General features: G+C 72.4%; 16 protein-coding genes. 8 read left to right on the forward strand and 8 right to left on the reverse strand.

Features of this window, described 5'->3' with window-relative positions:
• Positions 1 to 98 precede the first annotated feature (98 nt).
• From FDO69_RS12015 to FDO69_RS12030, 4 genes are read right to left on the reverse strand one after another with little or no spacing between them, the layout of a single operon-like run.
• Entirely contained in the window at positions 99 to 1,433 is a 1,335-nt protein-coding gene (locus FDO69_RS12015; RefSeq protein WP_104779766.1) for an AAA domain-containing protein, read from the reverse strand.
• On the reverse strand, positions 1,430 to 3,022 hold the full coding sequence (locus FDO69_RS12020; protein WP_104779767.1) for a hypothetical protein: 1,593 nt from the start codon (positions 3,020 to 3,022) through the stop codon (positions 1,430 to 1,432). The genes FDO69_RS12015 and FDO69_RS12020 overlap by 4 nt, the downstream gene beginning before the upstream one ends.
• On the reverse strand, positions 3,013 to 4,368 hold the full coding sequence (locus FDO69_RS12025) for a hypothetical protein (protein WP_104779768.1): 1,356 nt from the start codon (positions 4,366 to 4,368) through the stop codon (positions 3,013 to 3,015). The genes FDO69_RS12020 and FDO69_RS12025 overlap by 10 nt, the downstream gene beginning before the upstream one ends.
• Positions 4,319 to 5,356 carry a phosphatase PAP2 family protein gene (locus tag FDO69_RS12030; RefSeq protein ID WP_104779769.1) on the reverse strand — a complete coding sequence of 346 codons (1,038 nt, stop codon included), beginning with the start codon at positions 5,354 to 5,356 and terminating at the stop codon, positions 4,319 to 4,321. The genes FDO69_RS12025 and FDO69_RS12030 overlap by 50 nt, the downstream gene beginning before the upstream one ends.
• A gap of 187 nt (positions 5,357 to 5,543) precedes the next feature.
• Here FDO69_RS12030 and FDO69_RS12035 point away from each other — a divergent pair, with 187 nt between their 5' ends.
• Positions 5,544 to 6,137 carry a histidine phosphatase family protein gene (locus FDO69_RS12035; RefSeq protein WP_104779770.1) on the forward strand — a complete coding sequence of 198 codons (594 nt, stop codon included), beginning with the start codon at positions 5,544 to 5,546 and terminating at the stop codon, positions 6,135 to 6,137.
• 183 nt (positions 6,138 to 6,320) lie between these two features.
• Here FDO69_RS12035 and FDO69_RS12040 read toward each other — a convergent pair whose 3' ends face one another.
• Complete coding sequence (locus FDO69_RS12040; protein WP_104779771.1) at positions 6,321 to 7,796, reverse strand: NsdA family TPR-like regulatory protein; 1,476 nt, start codon at positions 7,794 to 7,796, stop codon at positions 6,321 to 6,323.
• A gap of 297 nt (positions 7,797 to 8,093) precedes the next feature.
• Between FDO69_RS12040 and FDO69_RS12045 the strand changes: the two genes are divergently transcribed.
• On the forward strand, positions 8,094 to 8,489 hold the full coding sequence (locus FDO69_RS12045) for a hypothetical protein (protein WP_104779772.1): 396 nt from the start codon (positions 8,094 to 8,096) through the stop codon (positions 8,487 to 8,489).
• A 166-nt stretch (positions 8,490 to 8,655) separates the two neighbouring features.
• Positions 8,656 to 9,525, forward strand: coding sequence for a spermidine synthase (locus tag FDO69_RS12050; RefSeq protein ID WP_104779773.1), 870 nt, complete (start codon positions 8,656 to 8,658; stop codon positions 9,523 to 9,525).
• A gap of 57 nt (positions 9,526 to 9,582) precedes the next feature.
• On the opposite strand, the gene FDO69_RS41595 is transcribed toward FDO69_RS12050, so the two are convergent.
• Positions 9,583 to 10,098, reverse strand: coding sequence for a hypothetical protein (locus FDO69_RS41595; protein ID WP_104779774.1), 516 nt, complete (start codon positions 10,096 to 10,098; stop codon positions 9,583 to 9,585).
• A gap of 131 nt (positions 10,099 to 10,229) precedes the next feature.
• Here FDO69_RS41595 and FDO69_RS12060 point away from each other — a divergent pair, with 131 nt between their 5' ends.
• The 5 genes from FDO69_RS12060 (at position 10,230) to FDO69_RS12080 (ending at position 15,722) form a co-directional block, all read left to right on the forward strand.
• Positions 10,230 to 10,928 carry a response regulator transcription factor gene (locus tag FDO69_RS12060; RefSeq protein WP_104779775.1) on the forward strand — a complete coding sequence of 233 codons (699 nt, stop codon included), beginning with the start codon at positions 10,230 to 10,232 and terminating at the stop codon, positions 10,926 to 10,928.
• Positions 10,925 to 12,322 (forward strand): sensor histidine kinase, encoded by a 1,398-nt coding sequence (locus FDO69_RS12065; protein ID WP_104779776.1) that lies wholly within the window; start codon positions 10,925 to 10,927, stop codon positions 12,320 to 12,322. The genes FDO69_RS12060 and FDO69_RS12065 overlap by 4 nt, the downstream gene beginning before the upstream one ends.
• Positions 12,323 to 12,508: 186 nt before the next feature.
• Positions 12,509 to 13,822: an ABC transporter substrate-binding protein gene (locus FDO69_RS12070; RefSeq protein WP_104780012.1), complete on the forward strand. Its 1,314-nt coding sequence runs from the start codon at positions 12,509 to 12,511 to the stop codon at positions 13,820 to 13,822.
• A gap of 32 nt (positions 13,823 to 13,854) precedes the next feature.
• Positions 13,855 to 14,838, forward strand: coding sequence for a carbohydrate ABC transporter permease (locus FDO69_RS12075; RefSeq protein ID WP_104779777.1), 984 nt, complete (start codon positions 13,855 to 13,857; stop codon positions 14,836 to 14,838).
• Positions 14,835 to 15,722 (forward strand): carbohydrate ABC transporter permease, encoded by an 888-nt coding sequence (locus FDO69_RS12080; RefSeq protein ID WP_104779778.1) that lies wholly within the window; start codon positions 14,835 to 14,837, stop codon positions 15,720 to 15,722. The genes FDO69_RS12075 and FDO69_RS12080 overlap by 4 nt, the downstream gene beginning before the upstream one ends.
• Positions 15,723 to 15,830: 108 nt before the next feature.
• Here FDO69_RS12080 and FDO69_RS12085 read toward each other — a convergent pair whose 3' ends face one another.
• Both FDO69_RS12085 and FDO69_RS12090 read right to left on the reverse strand, forming a co-directional pair.
• Positions 15,831 to 17,267 (reverse strand): GH1 family beta-glucosidase, encoded by a 1,437-nt coding sequence (locus tag FDO69_RS12085; RefSeq protein WP_104779779.1) that lies wholly within the window; start codon positions 17,265 to 17,267, stop codon positions 15,831 to 15,833.
• A gap of 96 nt (positions 17,268 to 17,363) precedes the next feature.
• On the reverse strand, positions 17,364 to 18,269 hold the full coding sequence (locus FDO69_RS12090) for a carbohydrate ABC transporter permease (RefSeq protein WP_104779780.1): 906 nt from the start codon (positions 18,267 to 18,269) through the stop codon (positions 17,364 to 17,366).
• Between the last annotated feature and the right edge of the window lies 1 nt (position 18,270).

Genomic DNA, 18,270 nt, shown 5'->3' on the forward strand with positions numbered 1-18,270 from the left:
TCTCGCGGGCGCGCAAGTGGGCATCGCGGTAGTGGGTACGGCTGCCACGCCACCCGGTGTTCGCCAGGGCTTGGGAGGCGCGCCGTTTTCCGGTCAGATCACGGTTGCCACACGACTCGGTGTTCCGCCAGGTGCGCCAGCACCGCGTGGTTCGCCTCCCACCCGTCCGGGAACTTCACCACCGTCCCCAGCTGGACCGGCTCCGTCGACGGATAGTCGTCCAGGAGGTCGGTCACGCCCGCCCGGCAGACCACGATGCAGGCGTGGCGGTGGCGGGAGGCCAGGACGCAGAGGCGGCCCGTCTCCAGGTGGAAGGCGGTCGCGTCGGGGCGGCCGGAGAGGGGGTGGAGGACCACCGTCACGTCGTACTCGCGGCCCTGCAGCCGGTTCGCCGTGTCCACGACCACATCGGGGACGCCCTGGTCGGCCAGGGCCGAGCGGATCGCGGCCGCCTGGTCCCGGTGGGCCGTGCCGACGGCGATCCGGTCCGCGGTGAGGGGGGAGGAGGCCGCGGAGCGCTCCGAGGTCGCAGCGCCCGCCCGGTCCAGCAGGCGCCGTACGACCGTGGCCACCGCCCGGACCGCCTCCGGGTCCGTGCGCGGCGTGTGCCGGGCGGGCAGCTCCAGCAGGCCCCAGCCCGACTCGGCCGCCTCGTCGATCACCCGGTCGGGACCCGAGCCGTCCGACGGCACACCGAAGGCCAGGGTCCGGTCGCCGGGGCCGGTGCCGCTGCGGAACGGCGTGTACGGGTAGAACGCGTCCGAGACCAGGGGCGCCGCGGAGGCCGGGAGCCGCCAGGACACCGGCAGCCGGTGCTGGGGCAGGTCCGGGTTGTGCGCGAGCAGGGTCGTCACCGCCGAGGCCGACGGGTCGTACGCCAAGCCCGCCCACTGCTCGCTGCCCACGATCGCGAACGGGTCCAGCTGCCCCGGGTCACCCACGAACAGCGCCCGCTCGAACAGCCCGGCCACGGCGAGCAGCGCGTCCGAGCGCATCTGGTACGCCTCGTCGACGATCGCGTGCCGCCACGGCTCGTCCACCTTGACGTGCGCCCACTTCGCCGCCGTCGAGAGCACCACGGCCTGCCCGGCCAGGTCACCCGCCTTGGCCGATGTGCGCACGCTCGGCAGATCGTCGAGCGCCTTGTCGTACGGGTCCGAGTCGCTGCTGTGCAGCCGGCCCACCGGCAGGTCGGGGTTCTTCTCGGCGAGCCGCAGGACGAGGTCGTCGACCTGGGCGTTGGTCTGCGCGACCACCATCAGCGGGTGACCGGCCTCGGCCAGTTCCAGGGCCGCGCGGACCACCAGCGTGGACTTGCCCGCGCCCGGCGGGGAGTCCACGACGACACCGCGCGCGGTGCCGTGCAGCGTGTCGTGCAGGATCGCGTCGGTGGCCCGGGCCGCGGCGGCCGAGGGGTCGAACACCGTGGTCACAGCACATCCTCCTCGGTCACCGGGTCGGCCGCTTCCAGGGCCGCCTCGCCGGGCGGCCCGCCGTGCGTCCACGGCGTCTCCTCCGGGTCGGGCAGCTTCGCACCGCCCCGCTGCTCGTGCTCGAAGAGCGTGAAGCAGATCCGGTCGCCCTTCTCCGGCACCGATCCCGGTTCGGGCTCCTTGCCGCGGCCCATCTTGTCGAGGATCCGCAGGACGACGAGCGCGCCGTCCTCCTCGTCCGCGACGAACTCGGCCGACTGCGGCTTCCCGCCCAGCGACCGGTACACCTTCGTGCGCTCGCCGAGGTAGGGCCGGTCGTCCGTGCGCACCGTGACCAGGGGGCGGGGGCTCGGCCGCTTGCCCTCGCTGTACGCCATCACGACGTCGGTGACCTCACCTGCGAACGCCTCCCCGGACAGCCGCCGGCCCGCCATCACCAGCGGGTCGTCGAGGGCCTCCTGCGCCTCAAGGCGAGCCTGTTCGCGCTCGCGGGTGGCGAGCTTGTTGGCCGCGGTGACCGCGTCGTCGCGGCGCGGCTGCGGGGGCTCACCGGCCAGGACGCGGTCGCGGTGGCCGGTGAACGACCAGCGGTCGCGGGTCCACCGCTCCTCGACCCGCGCCCCTTCGGGCAGCTCCCGCAGCAGGTCGAGGCCCCGCCAGACCGCGTCCCAGGTGGGCCGGGTGCGGCTGAGCACCAGGTCGCGGATCTCCCGCTCGGCGGCGCTCAGCGCACCCAGCCGGTCGTCGGCCTCCAGTCCGTCCTCGGCGGCGGAGAGGGCGGTACGGGCCCGGTCGTAGCGCTCGATGGCCGGGGCGAGCAGCTTGTTGTCGAACGCCGGGTCCGTGGCCGGACCGGCCGGCGGGCAGGTCAGCTGCCCCTGCGCGTCCCGCTCCAGCTCGGCGCGCAGCGCGGCCTCGGCACCGGTGACGCCCTGCGGCGGGTCGATCCAGGCGAGCAGCGCCCCCAGATGCTGGTCCTCCAGGGTGGACTGCCCGGTCACCCAGTGCCGGCCCAGGACGTCGGTCATCGCCAGCAGCAGAGAGGAGCCGGGCACCCGGGCCCGCTCCCCGAAGTGCGTCAGCCACCGCCCGAGCAGCGGCACCCGCGGCGGCGCCGGATAGGGAGCCTCCGGGTCCTGCTCCGCGGTCCGCCGGAACCGCATCGAGCGCCCGAGCAGCCGCACCAGGTCGATGCCCGCCCGGCTCGGCACGATCAGCTGGGGCGCGTCCGCGCACAGATCGACCTCGACCTTGACGCGCTTGCCGGTCTCCGGGTCGGTCTCGGTGCGCTCGGCGGCCTCCACGGCGTCGGCGTAGGAGTCGACGTACGGCAGCACGACGTCGGCCAGTTCGGCCAGGAACGCGAACCTCAGGTCGCGGTCGCGGGGCTGTGGGACGGCCAGCAGACGCGGAGCGTCCCGGTCGGTGCCGACCAGCGCGCCGAGCGGGGCACCGGCCTCACCGGCTGTGGTCAGCGGCACGAACACCAGCGGGCGGTCGCCGAGATGCCGGTGCCGGACGGTGGCGGCCGGCTGGGCACGGCCCGTGCTGACGGCTTCGAGCCGGGCCAGGGTGGAGATCAGCGACACGCCGCCTCCAGGGCCTCGGCACGCAGGGCGGCCGCGCGCCGCAGGGCCGCCACGGCCGGGTCGTCGGGATCGCCCGCCTCGCCGCGCGCGGCCGCGAGGACGTCCTCGACGGTGGTGAGGCCGCCCAGCTCCGCCCGTACCGGCCGCCCGAGCGAGGTCACCGCGCCCTCCTGGCGGGAGCGGGTCCGGCAGTGGAAGGCCAGCTCGCACGCGGACAGACACTCGGGCGCGTAGGTCGCCGGGACCGACTCCACGGCCGCCGCCAGCGCCTCGGCGGGCAGCTCGGGCGAGAAGCAGGTGCCTTCGGGCAGCGCGTCGGCGACGTCCTCGATGCGGGTCAGCCGGGCCAGCTGGCGGGCCGTCACCGCCCGCTGCTTGCGGATGTCGACGGCGGACGCGGCCGGCAGATTGGAGAAGTCCCGGGGACAGACCAGCAGGACCCGGTGCCGCACCCGCGGCACGGGCACGCCCGTCCCATCGGCTCGGGCGTCCCCCTCCTCGCCGAGCGGTGCGGTACCTCCCTCCGGCTCCGCGCCGAGCCGCGCGGCGCCTCCTTCCGGCTCCACGCCGAGCCGCGCGGCGCCTCCTTCCGGCTCCGCGCCGAGCCGCGCGGTGCCTCCTTCCGGCTCCGCGCCGAGCGGTGCGGCGTCTCCTTCCGGCTCCGCGCCGAGCCGCGCGGTACCTCCCTCCGGCTCCGCGCCGAGCCGCGCGGCGAGCTCCTCCAGTGCCAGCACGTACACCGCCGCCTGGCGGGCCGCCGCACCGACCTTCGCCGGGTCCGCCGAACCGTCCAGCAGCGGGAAGGACTTGATCTCCACGACCGTCCAGCTGCCGTCCGGGTGCACCACCACCGCGTCCGGCTCCAGGAACGCCGGGGAGCCCGCCACGTCCAGCGCGAGCATCGGATGGTCGAGCAGCGTCCAGGCGCCGGGGTGCGCGGTGGCCTCCCGCAGCTCCAGCTCCGTACGGGCCGTACGCCCCCGGGGACCGGTCGCCGTCAGGTCGGGCACGCGCGCCTCGACGGGCGGCTCGGCGGACCGGTCGAGCTTCTCGTGCACCAGTCGCAGCAGCTCCGCGCCGCCGTCGGCCTTGACCTTCGCCTCGAAGGCGTTGCCTCTGGTGAGCGCGAACTGCGACTGCCCGAAGGCCGACGGCGAGCCCAGCGCACTCGCCAGCGCCGCCTTGTTCACCCCGGCGCCGTCGAGGATCGCGCGCCGCGCACAACCGGGGTTGGCGGCCAGCGCCGCCAGAGCGCGCGCGTCCAGTGCCTTCGCGGGTACGTCGGGGCCGCGCAGCTCAGCGAGCCGGTGCCGGAGCGCCGTCCCCCGCGTCCTTGGGGGAGGCACCCGGCTCGGCTCCCGCTCCGAGCCGCGACTCGCGCTGCCGTGGAATTCGCTCACCCGCGGAAGTCTGGCATCCGCCACTGACAATCGAGGAACCTGCGGCGGGAGAGGCGGCTGGGGAGCCGATGGGAGACGCGGCGGGAGAGGCGGCTGGGGACCCGGTGGGAGAAGCGGCGGGGGAGCGGGTCGGAGAGGTCGTCGCGACCGGTGCCAGCGGCCGCGTGAACCGCGCCTTGACTCGGTCCGCGGTGCGCATCACCAGCGGTGCCAGCAGCAGCCCGGCGCCCATGACGGCCGCGCCCGCGACCGCGTCGAGGAAGTAGTGGTTGGCGGTGCCCATGACCACGATCGTCGTGATCAGGGGGTAGGCGACAGCGGCCGCCTTCGTCGCGCGCGTGCCGCCGTAGCGCCACAGCATCACTCCGCACCACAGGGCCCAGCCCACGTGCAGACTCGGCATCGCCGCGTACTGGTTGGTCATGTTCCCCATGCCGCGCGGTGCGCTCGCCGCGCCTCCCCACCAGCCGTACGAGCTGTACTGGGCCATCGTGTCGACGAAGCCGTGGCCGGCGTCGAGGAGCCGGGGCGGGCAGGTCGGCAGCAGCGTGAAGCCGATCAGACCGATGAGGGTGGACGTCATCAGCCAGGTGCGTGCGGCGCGATAGCGCACGGCCCGGGAGCGGAAGAGCCACACCAGGACGGCCGGTGTGACCAGGTAGTGCAGCGACGCGTACCAGAAGTCGGCGGGTACCCCTATCCAGGCCTCGCGCGTGAAGAGACGGTTCAGCGGGTGCTCGAAGTTGAGGTACAGCGCCTTCTCGAAGCGCAGGATCGTCAGACCGTTGTCGACGGCGCCGGAGACGTCGCCGCGGGCGAGGAGCCGGCCGGCCGAGTAGCACGCGTACACCAGAAGGATCAGCGGCAGCTCGGTCCACCAGCGCAGCCTGGGCGCGGGGGCCGCCTCGGTGCCCGGTGTCTCGGTGTGCGGCATCCGATCGTCCTCCCCCTTCGTCATCACGCGTAACCCGTTCGGCCGTGCCACTGTACGGCGTGGGCGCACGCCCCGGGGTGCGCCTCCGGCCTTCGAAGACGCAGAGATCGCCCCCCGGGTTGCCCCCGGCGGACGTGCGCGATGATGGTGGAGTTCCCCTTGCGTTGTTCTCCCGGAAAGGTGCCCCATGGCCGCGCGCATCCTGTTGGCCCGCCACGGACAGACCGAGTGGTCCCTGTCCGGCAAGCACACGGGCAGGACGGACGTGCCGCTTCTGGAGGAGGGCCGGCGCGGCGCCAAGCTGCTCGGCGAGCGCCTGCACCGGGCGCCGTTCGAGGGCCTGGCCGGCGTCGAGGTGCGCACCAGCCCGCTGGCACGCGCGCGTGAGACCTGCGAACTGGCCGGTTTCGGCGACCGCGCGCGCACCTGGGACGCGTTGCTGGAGTGGGACTACGGAGCCTACGAGGGCATGACCCCCGCGGACATCCAGGCCGTCCGGCCCGGATGGCTGATCTGGCGCGACGGTGTGCCGGGCGGGGAGTCGCTGACCGAGGTCACGGCCCGGGCCGACGAGGTGGTCTCCTGGGCCCGCTCCGAGGACCGCGACGTCCTGGTCTTCGCCCACGGGCACATCCTGCGCTCCATCGGGGCGCGATGGCTCGGTCTCCCGATCGACTTCGCGGCCCGGATACGGCTGAACCCGACGTCGCTGTCGGTGCTGGGCTGGGCCTACGGGGAACCGGCGATCGAGAGCTGGAACGACGTGGGACACCTCGCGTAGCTCTCACGCCCTGCGCGCGGCCGTCGGCTCTCATGCCATGCGCGGCCGGCTTCCAGGTCACGCGCGGCTGGTCCCCAGGTCACGCGCGACGGGTCCCCAGGTCACGCGCGACTGGCCCCCAGGCCCGCGCGGTCGGCTCCCCGGCCATGCGCGGCCGGTTCTCATGCCATGCGCGGCCGACCCTCATGCCATGCGCGGCGCCGAGGCGTGCCTCTCCAGGAACGCCGTCACCCCGGTGGCGCGACGATGCGGCCGAAGTACCCGGGCCGTCGCCGCCAGCATGGTCTGGACGCGGGACGACTGGACCTCCTCCAGCAGATCCAGCACCCGCATCCCCGCCACCGCAGCCTCGTCCGGCCGGCCGCCGCGCGCGAGGTCGTCGGCAAGCTCCGCCGTGTACAGGGCGATGTTCCGGGTGAAGTGGGGATCCTGCAGCTCGGCCGCCCGGCGCGCGTGCCGGGCCGCCCGGGGCCAGTCGCCCAGCGTGGACCAGCACTGCGCCTCCAGGCCCTCCAGTTCGGCCTCCCCGTAGAAGCTCATCCACTCCGGGTCGGCGTCCGAGGGGCCCCGTTCGAAGAAGGCCTGCGCCCTGGCCAGTGCCTGCTCGCAGCCGACGCGGTCGGCGAGTCCGGCCCAGCCACCCGCCTCGCGCAGCGCGAGCAGCGACATCAACCGGGCCGAGCCCACGGGCCGGGCGACGCGCTGCGCGGCCTGGGCCGCCCGGACCGCCTCGCGCGGCCGGCCGGCGTCGCGTGCGAGGAACGCCGTATTGCAGAAGGCGTGCGCCTCCAGTCCGGGATCCCCGGTCATCCGGGCGGTCGCCAGGGCCTCCGCGTAGTGCGAGCGGGCGTCGTCGAAGCGCCCCGAGTCGTGGGCCAGCCAGCCCACGGAGATGGCCAGTTCACCGGCGCCCGAGTACAGCCGGTCCGCCGTGGTCTGCCGGGTCGCGCCGGCGTCCAGGAGGGCGTAGGCGGCACGCAGCGGGGCGGCGGCGCGACGGTAGAGGCCGTCGGCCCCGTGCCGGTCGTCGAGCAGCCGGATCCGGCGGACGGCTTCTTCCAGGGCACCCGCCTCGCTCGCCCCGGCGCGGTGCACGGGGCGGGGCGCTGGGCGGTGCACCGGGCGCTGTGCCGCCGCGGCCTCGCGGGCGAGGCCGACAGGCCCCAGTGAGGCGGCGGCCACCGTGGCGCCTCCGCCGGTCATGAACGCGCGACGTAGCACGTCGCTCTCCTCGTAGGTGTCGTGCGGGTGGTACGGGTCGTACGGGTTCCGCGTTGCATACGGTTCGCACGCCCTGCTGGTCTCACTCGTGGCGTTCGCCCGGTTCGTGGTGTGCGGCAGAGGCGCGTCCTCGGTGTCGCGCGCCCGGCGTCCGCGTACCGACGAGCGGGGCGCGAACCCGAGGTCGGTGAGTGTGCGGCCTGGGAACATGTGCAGGAACACCCGTTCGTACGCGTAGTTGGGGCAGCGGATCTCGCCCGCCTCGACCCGGCCGATGTACCGCGCGTCACAGCTGACCTGCTCGCCGATCTCGAGCCCGGCCCGGCGGATCGCCGCGGCGAACTCGGCCGGCGAGCGCTGTCCGCGCAGCCGCCGGAAGGCGAGATTCGGCCGTGGCGGCCGGTTGGGTTGAGATGAGGTCACCGTTGACGACGCCATGGCCGGGTCCTCCCGTGCGAACCGTCGAACCATGCCGGATGCGGGGCGACTTGTGGTGAGTTGTCCGCACGGTCTGCCCCGTGTCCGGCGAGCAAGAACGTACCTGCTGTGATGGAGTCGCCACGCTGGGTTTAGCTACAAACCGGATATCTCATCCGTGATCTGCCATGAAGTGCCATCCTTTGCGGCTGACTTCCGCCGTAGCCGTTGACGCCCCGCCGCGTTGAACCTCGCGGACCGGGAGGCCCCCGACTCCCGACCGCTCGTCCAAGCAGGGGTTTTCGTGGTGGAGGCCGGATGGAGACCAGCCGGATCAGCGATCCTCGTACGCCGCCGGGTACACCGGCGGCCGGCTGCGATGTGGTGACGGTGCCGGCCCGGCAGGGGCTGGAGGCGGTCGACATCCTGCGCCGGGGACCGGCGGACGCGGTGGGCCCCGTCCTGCACGACGACGGCGGTGACACCCTGGGCTTCCTCGTGCCGCCGGGGACGGCCGCCGCGTGGGACGTGCCGGGGAGCACCTGCACCAGGACCGGCGGACGCGGACCGGCCCTGGCGCCCGAGTCTCCCGTCGAGGGCTCGGACTGGCTGCTGCCGCCCGGCGAGGCGGACCTCGCGACCGACCCCGCGGTGCTGCGCGAAGCCCTGGGGGAGGCCGCCCGGATGATCAGGGCGGCGGACAGCTGCCGTTGAGGCACCTCGGTCCCGGGCGGCGGACGGCTGCCGTTGAGGCACCTCGGTCCCGGGCGGCGGACGGCTGCCGTTGAGGCCCCTTCGGCCCCGGGCGGTGGATCGTACCCCCGCTCAGCAGCCCCGCCGGACCGTACGCCCCCCTACAGCTCACCCCGATAATGACCCCATGGGAAAGTCCAAGGGCGGCCGGCGCAGGCAGGCCGGTGCGGAGGCCGTCGTCGAGAGCGTCGACGGCGGGCTCGCCGAGCTCATCCCGGACCGCGAGCGGGCCCGGGCGTGGACGCTGGTGATCGACGGGGCCCCGCAGTCGCACGTCGACCTGGACGACCCGGCGTACCTGTCCTTCGAGTACCAGCGCCGCCTCGGCCATGTGATCGACCTGGTCGCCCCGCCCGGACGGCCCCTGCACGCCGTGCACCTCGGCGGCGGCGCCCTCACCCTCGCCCGCTACGTCGCCGCCACCCGGCCACGTTCCACCCAGCAGGTCGTCGAACGCGACGGCCCCCTCGTCCAACTGGTCCGCCGCGAGCTGCCCTTGGACCCGAACGCGCGCATACGGGTGCGCTCCGCCGACGCCCGCGCGGGCCTCGCCAAGGTGCCGGACGGCTGGGCCGACCTCGTCATCACCGACGTGTTCAGCGGGGCCCGGACACCGGCCCACCTGACCTCGACCGAGTTCCTCGACGACGTGCGCAGGGCGCTCAGGCCCGGCGGTGTCTACGCCGCCAACCTCGCCGACGGACCGCCGCTCGCCCACCTGCGCGGCCAGATCGCCACCGCCGCCGCCCGCTTCGAGCAGCTCGCGCTGGTCGCGGAACCGGCGGTGCTGCGCGGCAAGCGCTTCGGCAACGCCGTCCTGGTCGCCTCCGACCACCCGCTGCCCGTCGCCGAGCTGACCCGCCTCGCCGCCTCCGACCCGCAGCCCGCCCGGGTCGAACACGGCAGGACCCTCACCGACTTCACCGGTGGGGCCGCGCCCGTCACGGACCTCGCGGCGGTGGCGTCACCGGCGCCGCCCCCGTCGGTGTTCGGATGACCGGCTTCGGCGCGCGGCAGACCCGATGACCGGCTGCGACGGTCATCGGGTACCGACTCAGTAGGTCCCGATCTCCACCCGCGGCGGCCCGTCGTGCCAGGTGCAGAACACCGACACCCGGTCCGCGCCCGAGGAGAACTCCACGCGGATCCACGACTCCGTCTTCCACACCTGCATCGACCAGCCCGCCCCGGGCGTCGCCGAGACCAGCGAGGCGGACGTCCTCCCGAGGTCGAAGACCGCCCGGCCGCCGTCGGTGTCGTAGCTCCTGACCCGGCCGGAGGCGGCGGCGGGGGCGGCGGTGCCGGCCGACGGCGTGGGGGAGGGGCTCGGGCCGGCGGCCGCGGGAGGCGTGCTCGACCGCCGTCGCTCGGGTGCGGGCGTCCGCTCCGGCGGCGTGGCCGACGCCTTCGGCTCCCGCGTGGACGACGCGTCGGCGGCCTTGATGGGCAGGGCGCGCGGCGGGTCGTAGGCCGTGCCCGCCATCACCGTGTGGACACCCCACCACGACAGCGTGACCGCCGCGCCCGTGGCGAGCAGCCAGGCCAGCACGTGTACGAGTCCTCTGCGCATCGCGGGCCATACTGCCTCACGCGCCCCACGTGTGGCCCGCAAACGGCGCCCTGCGGAGGCCCGTTGTCCCCAGCCGGGGAGTTGTCCACAGCCCCGCACCCGGCTGTTCGAGATGGCGTACGGTGCGGCGCATGGCAAGTGTGCTCGTGGTCGAGGACGACCAGTTCGTACGCTCGGCGCTGATCCGGCACCTGACCGACGCCTCGCACACCGTGCGCAGTGTCGGGACGGCACTGGAGGCGCTGCGCGAGGTCGCCCACGTCCGCTTCGACGTGGTGATCCTGGACCTCGGACTGCCCGACCTCGACGGTTCCGAGGCCCTGAAGATGCTGCGCGGGATCACGGACGTACCGGTGATCGTCGCCACCGCCCGGGACGACGAGACGGAGATCGTCCGGCTGCTCAACGCCGGGGCGGACGACTACCTGACCAAGCCCTTCTCGGTCGAGCACCTCTCGGCCCGCATGGCGGCCGTGCTGCGCCGTGCCCGCTCCGGCGCCGCGGAAGGGGAGCCGTCCCCCGCGATCCGGGTCGGCGGCCTGACCGTCGACCCGCTGCGCCGCCAGGCCGAGCTGGACGGTGCGCGACTCGACCTCACCCGCCGCGAGTTCGACCTGCTCGCCTTCCTGGCCCGCCGGCCCGGCGTCGTCGTCCCCCGCAGGGAACTGCTCGCCGAGGTGTGGCAGCAGTCCTACGGCGACGACCAGACCATCGACGTCCACCTGTCCTGGCTGCGCAGGAAGTTGGGCGAGACGGCGGCCAACCCGCGCTATCTGCACACCCTTCGGGGCGTCGGAGTGAAGCTCGAACCACCCGGGGCGCCGCGATGAGGTGGGCCCTGGTCAAGGTGTCGCTGGCCGTGACGACCATGGTCGTGGTCGCCTTCGCGGTGCCGCTCGGACTCGTCATCCGCGAGATGGCCCGCGACCGCGCGTTCTCCAACGCCGAGCGGGAGGCCGCCGCCGTCGCCCCGGCCCTGTCCATCACCACCGACCGTGACCAGCTCGAACGGGTCGTCGCCGCCGCCGGTTCCGACGCCGGGATGGCCGTGCACCTCCCGGCGGGCGACGGCAAGGCGGCCCTCGAACTGGGGCGGCGACGCGCCGCCGACGAGGACATCGCGGCCGTGCGCGAGCTGGGCCGAGCCTCCACCACCGGCGTCCCCGGCGGCTCGACGCTGCTCCAGCCCGTCGCGCTCAGCACCGGCAAGATCGCGGTCGTCGAGGTGTACGTGCCGGAGTCCGACGTCACCAACGGCGTGGGCACGGCCTGGGCCGTGCTCGCCGCGGTCGGGGTGGCGCTGATCCTCGGCTCGGTCGCGGTCGCCGACCGGCTGGGCGTGCGCATGGTCCGGCCCGCGCAGCGCCTGGTCGAGGGGGCGCACGACCTGGGAGAAGGCCGGCTCGGCGCCCGCGTGCCCGAGGAGGGCCCGAGCGAGCTGCGGCTCGCGGCGGTCGCGTTCAACTCGATGGCCGACCAGGTCGTCCAGCTCCTGGCGAACGAGCGGGAGCTGGCGGCCGACCTGTCCCACCGGCTGCGCACGCCCCTGACCGTGCTGCGGCTCAACACCGCCTCGCTCGGCGAGGGACCGGCCGCCGACCAGACCCGGACCGCGGTCGAGCAGCTGGAGCGCGAGGTCGACACCATCATCCGGACGGCCCGGGAGGCCAAGCCGCAGACGGTCGCGGCCGGTCCGGGCGCGGGATGCGACGCCGCCGAGGTGGTCCGGGAGCGGATGGCGTTCTGGTCGGCGCTCGCGGAGGACGAGGGCCGTAAGTGGCGGGTGGCCGGGGCCGACCGGCCGGTGCGCATACCCGTGGCCCGCGCCGACCTGGCCGCCGCGCTCGACGCGCTGCTCGGGAACGTCTTCCGGCACACCGCGGAGGGCACCGCCTTCGCGGTCGACGTGCACAACGGCGAGGACGCGGTGATCGTCCTCGTCTCCGACGCGGGCCCGGGCATACCCGACCCCGAGACGGCGATGGCGCGGGGCCGTGGCTCGGGGAGCGACGGCTCGACGGGGCTCGGCCTGGACATCGTGCGCCGGCTCGCGGAGTCCACCGGCGGGGACGTACGGATCGGCTCCTCGGTGCTCGGCGGGGCCGAGGTGCGGATCTGGATCCAGCCGGCCGGCCGCGCCCCGGCCGGCGGCGGGCACCGGCAGATGCGGCGGCGCCGCCCCGGCAGGTTCGCTGCCGTGTACAACCGCTCCCGGTCCCGCTGAGCACTCCCGGCACCGCGTCTTCACGGGACGGTCACGTTTCGACAAATGGAGGCAACGGCTCTTGACGAGATACCGGACATACGGCTGTCATTGCGCCACCGTGTTCGGTCAAGTTGGTTTCTGGTCGATTGCGACTGGATTTCACGCCACACCCTCATGGCCGAACCCTGCCTTCAGGAGCAGTTCATGCACGACCTCTCTCCCTCCGGTCTCTCCCTCTCCGCTCCCAGCCGCCGCACCCTGCTGCGCGGAATGGGCGGCGCGGCCCTGCTCGGCGCCGGGATACCCCTGCTGAGCGCCTGCGGCGGCAGCGGCTCGGCCGCCGACCCGAAGACGGTCAGTCTCGGCTCCAACTCGTCCGACGCCGTGCCGAAGAAGGCGTTCGCCGAGATCTACGCCGCCTTCACCAAGAAGTCCGGCATCAAGGTCGACGTGAACACCAAGGACCACAACACGTTCCAGGAGCAGATCAACTCCTACCTGCAGGGCACGCCCGACGACGTGTTCACCTGGTTCGCCGGCTACCGCATGCAGTTCTTCGCGTCGAAGAAGCTCGCGTCCCCGATCGACGACGTGTGGCAGAAGATCGGCGGCAACTTCCCCGCGGCGATGCAGAAGCTCAGCAAGGGCGATGACGGCAAGTACTACTTCGTGCCGCTGTACACGTACCCCTGGGCGGTCTTCTACCGCAAGAGCGTGTTCGCGCAGCACGGCTACAAGGTGCCCACCACCTGGGACGACTTCGTCGCCCTGTGCAAGCGGATGAAGAAGGACGGGCTGGTCCCGATCGCCTTCGGCGACAAGGACGCCTGGCCCGCGATGGGCACCTTCGACCAGATCAACTTCCGCACCAACGGCTACGACTTCCACGTCGAGCTGATGGCCGGCAAGGCCTCCTGGACCGACCCCAAGGTGCGTAAGGTCTTCGACCACTGGACGGAGCTCCTGCCCTACCACCAGGAGGGCGCGGTCGGCCGCACCTGGCAGGACGCGGCGCAGACGCTGGTGGCCAAGAAGGCCGGCATGTACCTGCTGGGCACCTTCGTGGGCCAGCAGTTCACCAACAAGGCCGACCTCGACGACCTGGACTTCTTCGCCTTCCCGGAGATCGACCCGCAGTTCGGGCAGGACACCGTCGAGGCGCCCACCGACGGCTTCATGCTCTCCAAGGCCCCGAAGAACCGCGACGGGGCCGCCAAGCTCCTGGAGTACCTGGGCACGCCCGAGGCCGAGCAGATCTACCTCAAGGCCGACTCCAGCGTGGTGGCCGCCTCCACCAAGGCCGACACCTCCTCCTACACCGCGCTGCAGAAGAAGAGCTTCGAGATGATCTCCGGCGCGAAGAGCCTCACCCAGTTCATGGACCGCGACTCCCGCCCGGACTTCACGTCCACGGTGATGCAGCCGGCGCTGCAGAACTTCATCCGCAACCCCAAGAACGTCGACAGCATCCTCTCGTCGATCGAACGCCAGAAGAAGACGATCTTCGCCTCCTCCTGATCGAACGGAGACTCGACGACTCGGATCAAGACATGACTGCCACCCCCGCGAAGGCTCCGGAGCCGGCCGCCCCGCCGGCTCCGGGGCCCGCCCCCACGTCCCCGCCCGCCAAGACGCCCCACGGACACCGGCGTCTGCTCACCCGCCGCGACCGCCTCACGCTCGGCCTGATGGCCGGTGTGCCCACGGTCCTGCACGTCGCCCTGGTGTGGCTGACGGCCCTCGCCTCGATCGCGCTGGCCTTCACCACCTGGGACGGCATCGGCTTCGGCTCCATCAAGTGGGTCGGCCTGCAGAACTTCAAGGAGCTGTTCACCAGCAACCCGCAGTTCTGGCCGGCCGTCGAGCACAACATCATCTGGTTCGTGGTGCTCATCCTGCTGCCCACGCCCTTCGGCCTGTTCCTCGCCGTGCAGCTGGACAAGAAGATCCGCTTCAGCCGCGTCTACCAGACCGCGTTCTTCCTGCCGGTCGTGATGTCGCTGGCCGTCATCGGCTTCGTCTGGCAGCTGATCTACAACCCGGACACGGGCCTGATCAACAGCATCATCGGCGCCAACAAGCCAGGCCACTACATCGACTGGATCGGCGACCCGGACCTCAACCTCTGGGCGATCCTCGTCGCCGCGTCCTGGCGGCACGCCGGCTACATGATGATCCTCTACCTGGCCGGCCTGAAGAGCGTCGACCCGGCCCTGCGGGAGGCCTCCGCCCTGGACGGCGCCAGTGAGTGGCAGACGTTCAAGAACGTCATCTTCCCGACCCTGCGCCCGACCAACACCGTCGTCCTGGTCGTCACGATCATCGAGGCGCTGCGCGCCTTCGACCTGGTCTTCGTCTTCAACAAGGGCGCCCAGGGCACCGAGCTGCTGTCGATCCTGGTGACCAACAACATCATCGGAGAGTCCAGCCGCATCGGATACGGCTCCGCGATCGCCGTCGTCCTGCTGGTGATCTCGCTCGCGGTGATCATCCCCTACCTGATCGCGACCTTCCGGAAGGAGCGGCGCGCATGAGCACCCTGAGCGCACCGGTCAAGCAGCGCACCCCGATCCGCCCCGCCCGGATCCTGCTGCACACCTTCCTCGTCGTCACGGCGCTGGCCTGGCTCGCGCCCCTGCTGTGGGCCCTGCTCGCGGCGATGCGGCCGTACGCGGAGACCAGCACCAAGGGCTATGTCTCCTGGCCCGACAAGCTCACCCTCGACAACTTCACCAACGCCTTCCAGCAGTCGGACATGCTGCACTACTTCGGCAACACGCTGCTGATCGCGGTCCCGGCCGTGCTGCTGACGCTGCTGCTGTCGTCGATGGTCGCCTTCTACGTCAGCCGCTTCGACTTCCGGGTCAACCTGTTCCTGCTGCTGGTGTTCACCGCCGGCAACCTGCTGCCCCAGCAGGTCATCATCACGCCGCTGTACCGGCTGTACCTGCTGATCGACCTGCCCGGCATCACCATGAGCGGCAAGCTGTACGACTCCGCGCTCGGCCTGGTACTGATCCACGTGGCGTTCCAGTCCGGCTTCTGCGCGTTCGTGCTGAGCAACTACATGCGCTCGCTTCCGCACGAGCTCACCGAGGCCGCCCTGGTCGACGGCGCCTCCGTCTGGCGGCTGTACTGGCAGATCGTGCTGCCGCTGTGCAAGCCCGCGATGGCCGCCCTCGCCACCCTGCTCTCCATCTGGATCTACAACGACTTCTTCTGGGCCATCGTCCTGATCTCCACCGGCGAGAACATGCCGATCACCTCGGCGCTGAACAACCTCTCCGGCCAGTACTTCACCGACCCCAACCTGGTCGCCGCGGGCGCCCTGCTCACCGCGATCCCGACCCTGATCGTGTACTTCGCGCTCCAGCGCCAGTTCGTCAGCGGCCTGACCCTGGGCGCCAACAAGGGCTGACGCCCCTCGCAAAGGGAACGCCCGTACGCCACCGCTTCAGCATCCACCGCTGAGGCACGGCCGGGGCGCGGCACTCCCCTCATCGTGCCGCGCCCCGCCCCCCGTCGGTCAGACCGCCTCGACCTCCGGCAGCGTTCCCGTCCGTGCCGCCCGCCCGTACCACCGGGCGCTCGTCTTCGGCGTGCGTTCCAGCGTCGCGTAGTCCACGTACACCGCGCCGAAGCGCTTGCCGTAGCCGTACGCCCACTCGAAGTTGTCCATCAGGGACCACAGGTAGTAGCCCCGGACGTCCGCGCCGTCGGCGATCGCGCGGCGGACCGCCGAGAGATGGCCGTGCAGGTAGGCGACCCGCTCCGGGTCGTGCACCCGGCCGTCCGAGTCGATCTTGTCGTCGTAGGCCGCGCCGTTCTCCGTGATGTACAGCGGCAGGCCCGGCGCCTCCCGGGTGTAGCGCATGATCAGCTCGTGCAGGCCGGTCGGATCGATCGTCCAGCCCATCTCCGTGCGGTCGCCCGGCGTCTGGTGGAAGGCGACGTCGTCCGCGGCCGGCCACGGCGAGTGGTCGCTCGCCCCGTGACCGTCGGCACGGGGGGCCTTCGCCGACACGTCCGCCGCCGAGACCAGCGCGGGCGTGTAGTAGTTGAGGCCCAGCGCGTCCAGCGGCTGGTTGATCAGCTCCAGGTCGCCGTCCAGGACGTGGTCCCAGTCCGTCAGGCCCGCCGTCGCCACGTACAGCGACTCCGGGTAGGCGCCGTGCAGCATCGGTCCGTGGAACACGCCGTTGGCCAGGTCGTCGATCCTGCGGACCGCGTCCAGATCCGCCGGGTCCTGCGAAAGCGGCCTGACCACCGAGGAGTTGAGACTCACCGCGACCGTGTTGCGAGCCGGCATCACCGAGCGCAGCGCGGACGCGCCCAGTCCGTGCGCCAGATTCAGATGGTGCGCGGCACGCAGCGAGGCCGCCGGGTCCGTACGGCCCGGGGCGTGCACCCCGGAGGCGTAGCCCAGGAACGCGCTGCACCACGGCTCGTTGATCGTGATCCACTGCTCCACCCGGTCGCCCAGTGCCTCGCCGGCGATCTGCGCGTACTCCGCGAACCGGTACGCCGTGTCGCGCTCCGGCCAGCCGCCCGCGTCCTCCAGTTCCTGCGGCAGATCCCAGTGGTAGAGCGTGATGGCCGGCTTGATGTTCTTGGCCAGCAGCTCGTCCACCAGCCGCCGGTAGAAGTCCAGACCCTTCTGCACGGCAGGGCCCCGGCCGGTCGGCTGCACCCGCGACCACGACATGGAGAAGCGGTAGGCGCCCAGGCCCAGCTCCGCCATCAGCGCCACGTCGTCGCGGTAGCGGTGGTAGTGGTCGACAGCGATGTCACCGTGGTCGCCGCCGGCGGTCTTGCCCGGCGTGTGGCTGAAGGTGTCCCAGATCGACGGCGTCCGGCCGTCCTCCCGCACCGCACCCTCGATCTGGTACGCGGACGTCGCCGCGCCCCACAGGAAGGCGGGCGGGAAGGTCACCGGGGTGGCCGGGTTCTCGGAGTCAGGCATGGAAGCGCTCCCAAAAGGGGTCGTGTGGACCGACGGGCGGATGGGGGGAAAGGGGCCGAGGCGGCAATGGCTCGGCCCCCCGGGGGGAAGCAGGACTCAGCCCTTGACGGCGCCCTGCATGATGCCGCCCACGATCTGCTTGCCGAAGATCGCGAAGACCAGCAGCAACGGCAGCGTGCCCAGCAGCGCGCCCGCCATGATCAGGGACTGGTCGGGGGTGTAGCCGCGGCCCAGACCCGCGACCGCGACCTGCACGGTCGGGTTGCCCATCTGGGTCAGCACCAGGAAGGGCCACATGAAGTCGTTCCAGGTCTGCACGAACGTCAGCATCCCGAGCACGGCCATCGCCGGCCGCGCCGCCGGGAACACCACGTGCCACACCACACGCCAGCTGCTCGCGCCGTCCACCCGGGCCGCCTCGATGATCTCGTCCGGCAGCGCCTGGATCAGGTACTGCCGCATGAAGAACACACCGAACGCGCTCACCAGCGACGGCAGGATCACCGCCTGCAGCTGGTCCGTCCAGTCGAGCTTGGCGACCATCATGTACAGCGGGATCACACTCAGCTGCGGCGGCACCATCATCGTGCCGATCACGATCAGCATCAGCGCGCCGCGGCCCCTGAACCGCAGCTTGGCGAAGGCGAAACCGGCGATCGTCGACAGGAAGACGATGGTCAGTGCCGACGTGCCCGCCACGATCGTGGTGTTGAAGAACGCCTCACCCAGGTTGGCGTCCTTCCAGGCGATCTCCAGCTTGTCGAACAGGCCCGAACCGAACCAGAAGGGCGGCGGCGTCTGCGCCAGCCGCTGGTTGTCACGCGAGGCGGCGATCGCCGTCCACACCAGCGGGAACAGCGAAACCAGCGTGAACACGATCAGGATCGCGTACGCGATCGGACCGCCGTGCAGCTGCCCGCCGGCCCGCGCGGACTTCGGCAGCCGGGGGCGCTTGGGCGTCTCGACGGGCTTGGTGTCCGGGGGCGTCACAGTCGTCGTCACG

Origin of the sequence: Streptomyces tibetensis, from assembly GCF_007655005.1 — a bacterium.
Classification (GTDB): Bacteria; Actinomycetota; Actinomycetes; order Streptomycetales; family Streptomycetaceae; genus Streptomyces; species Streptomyces tibetensis.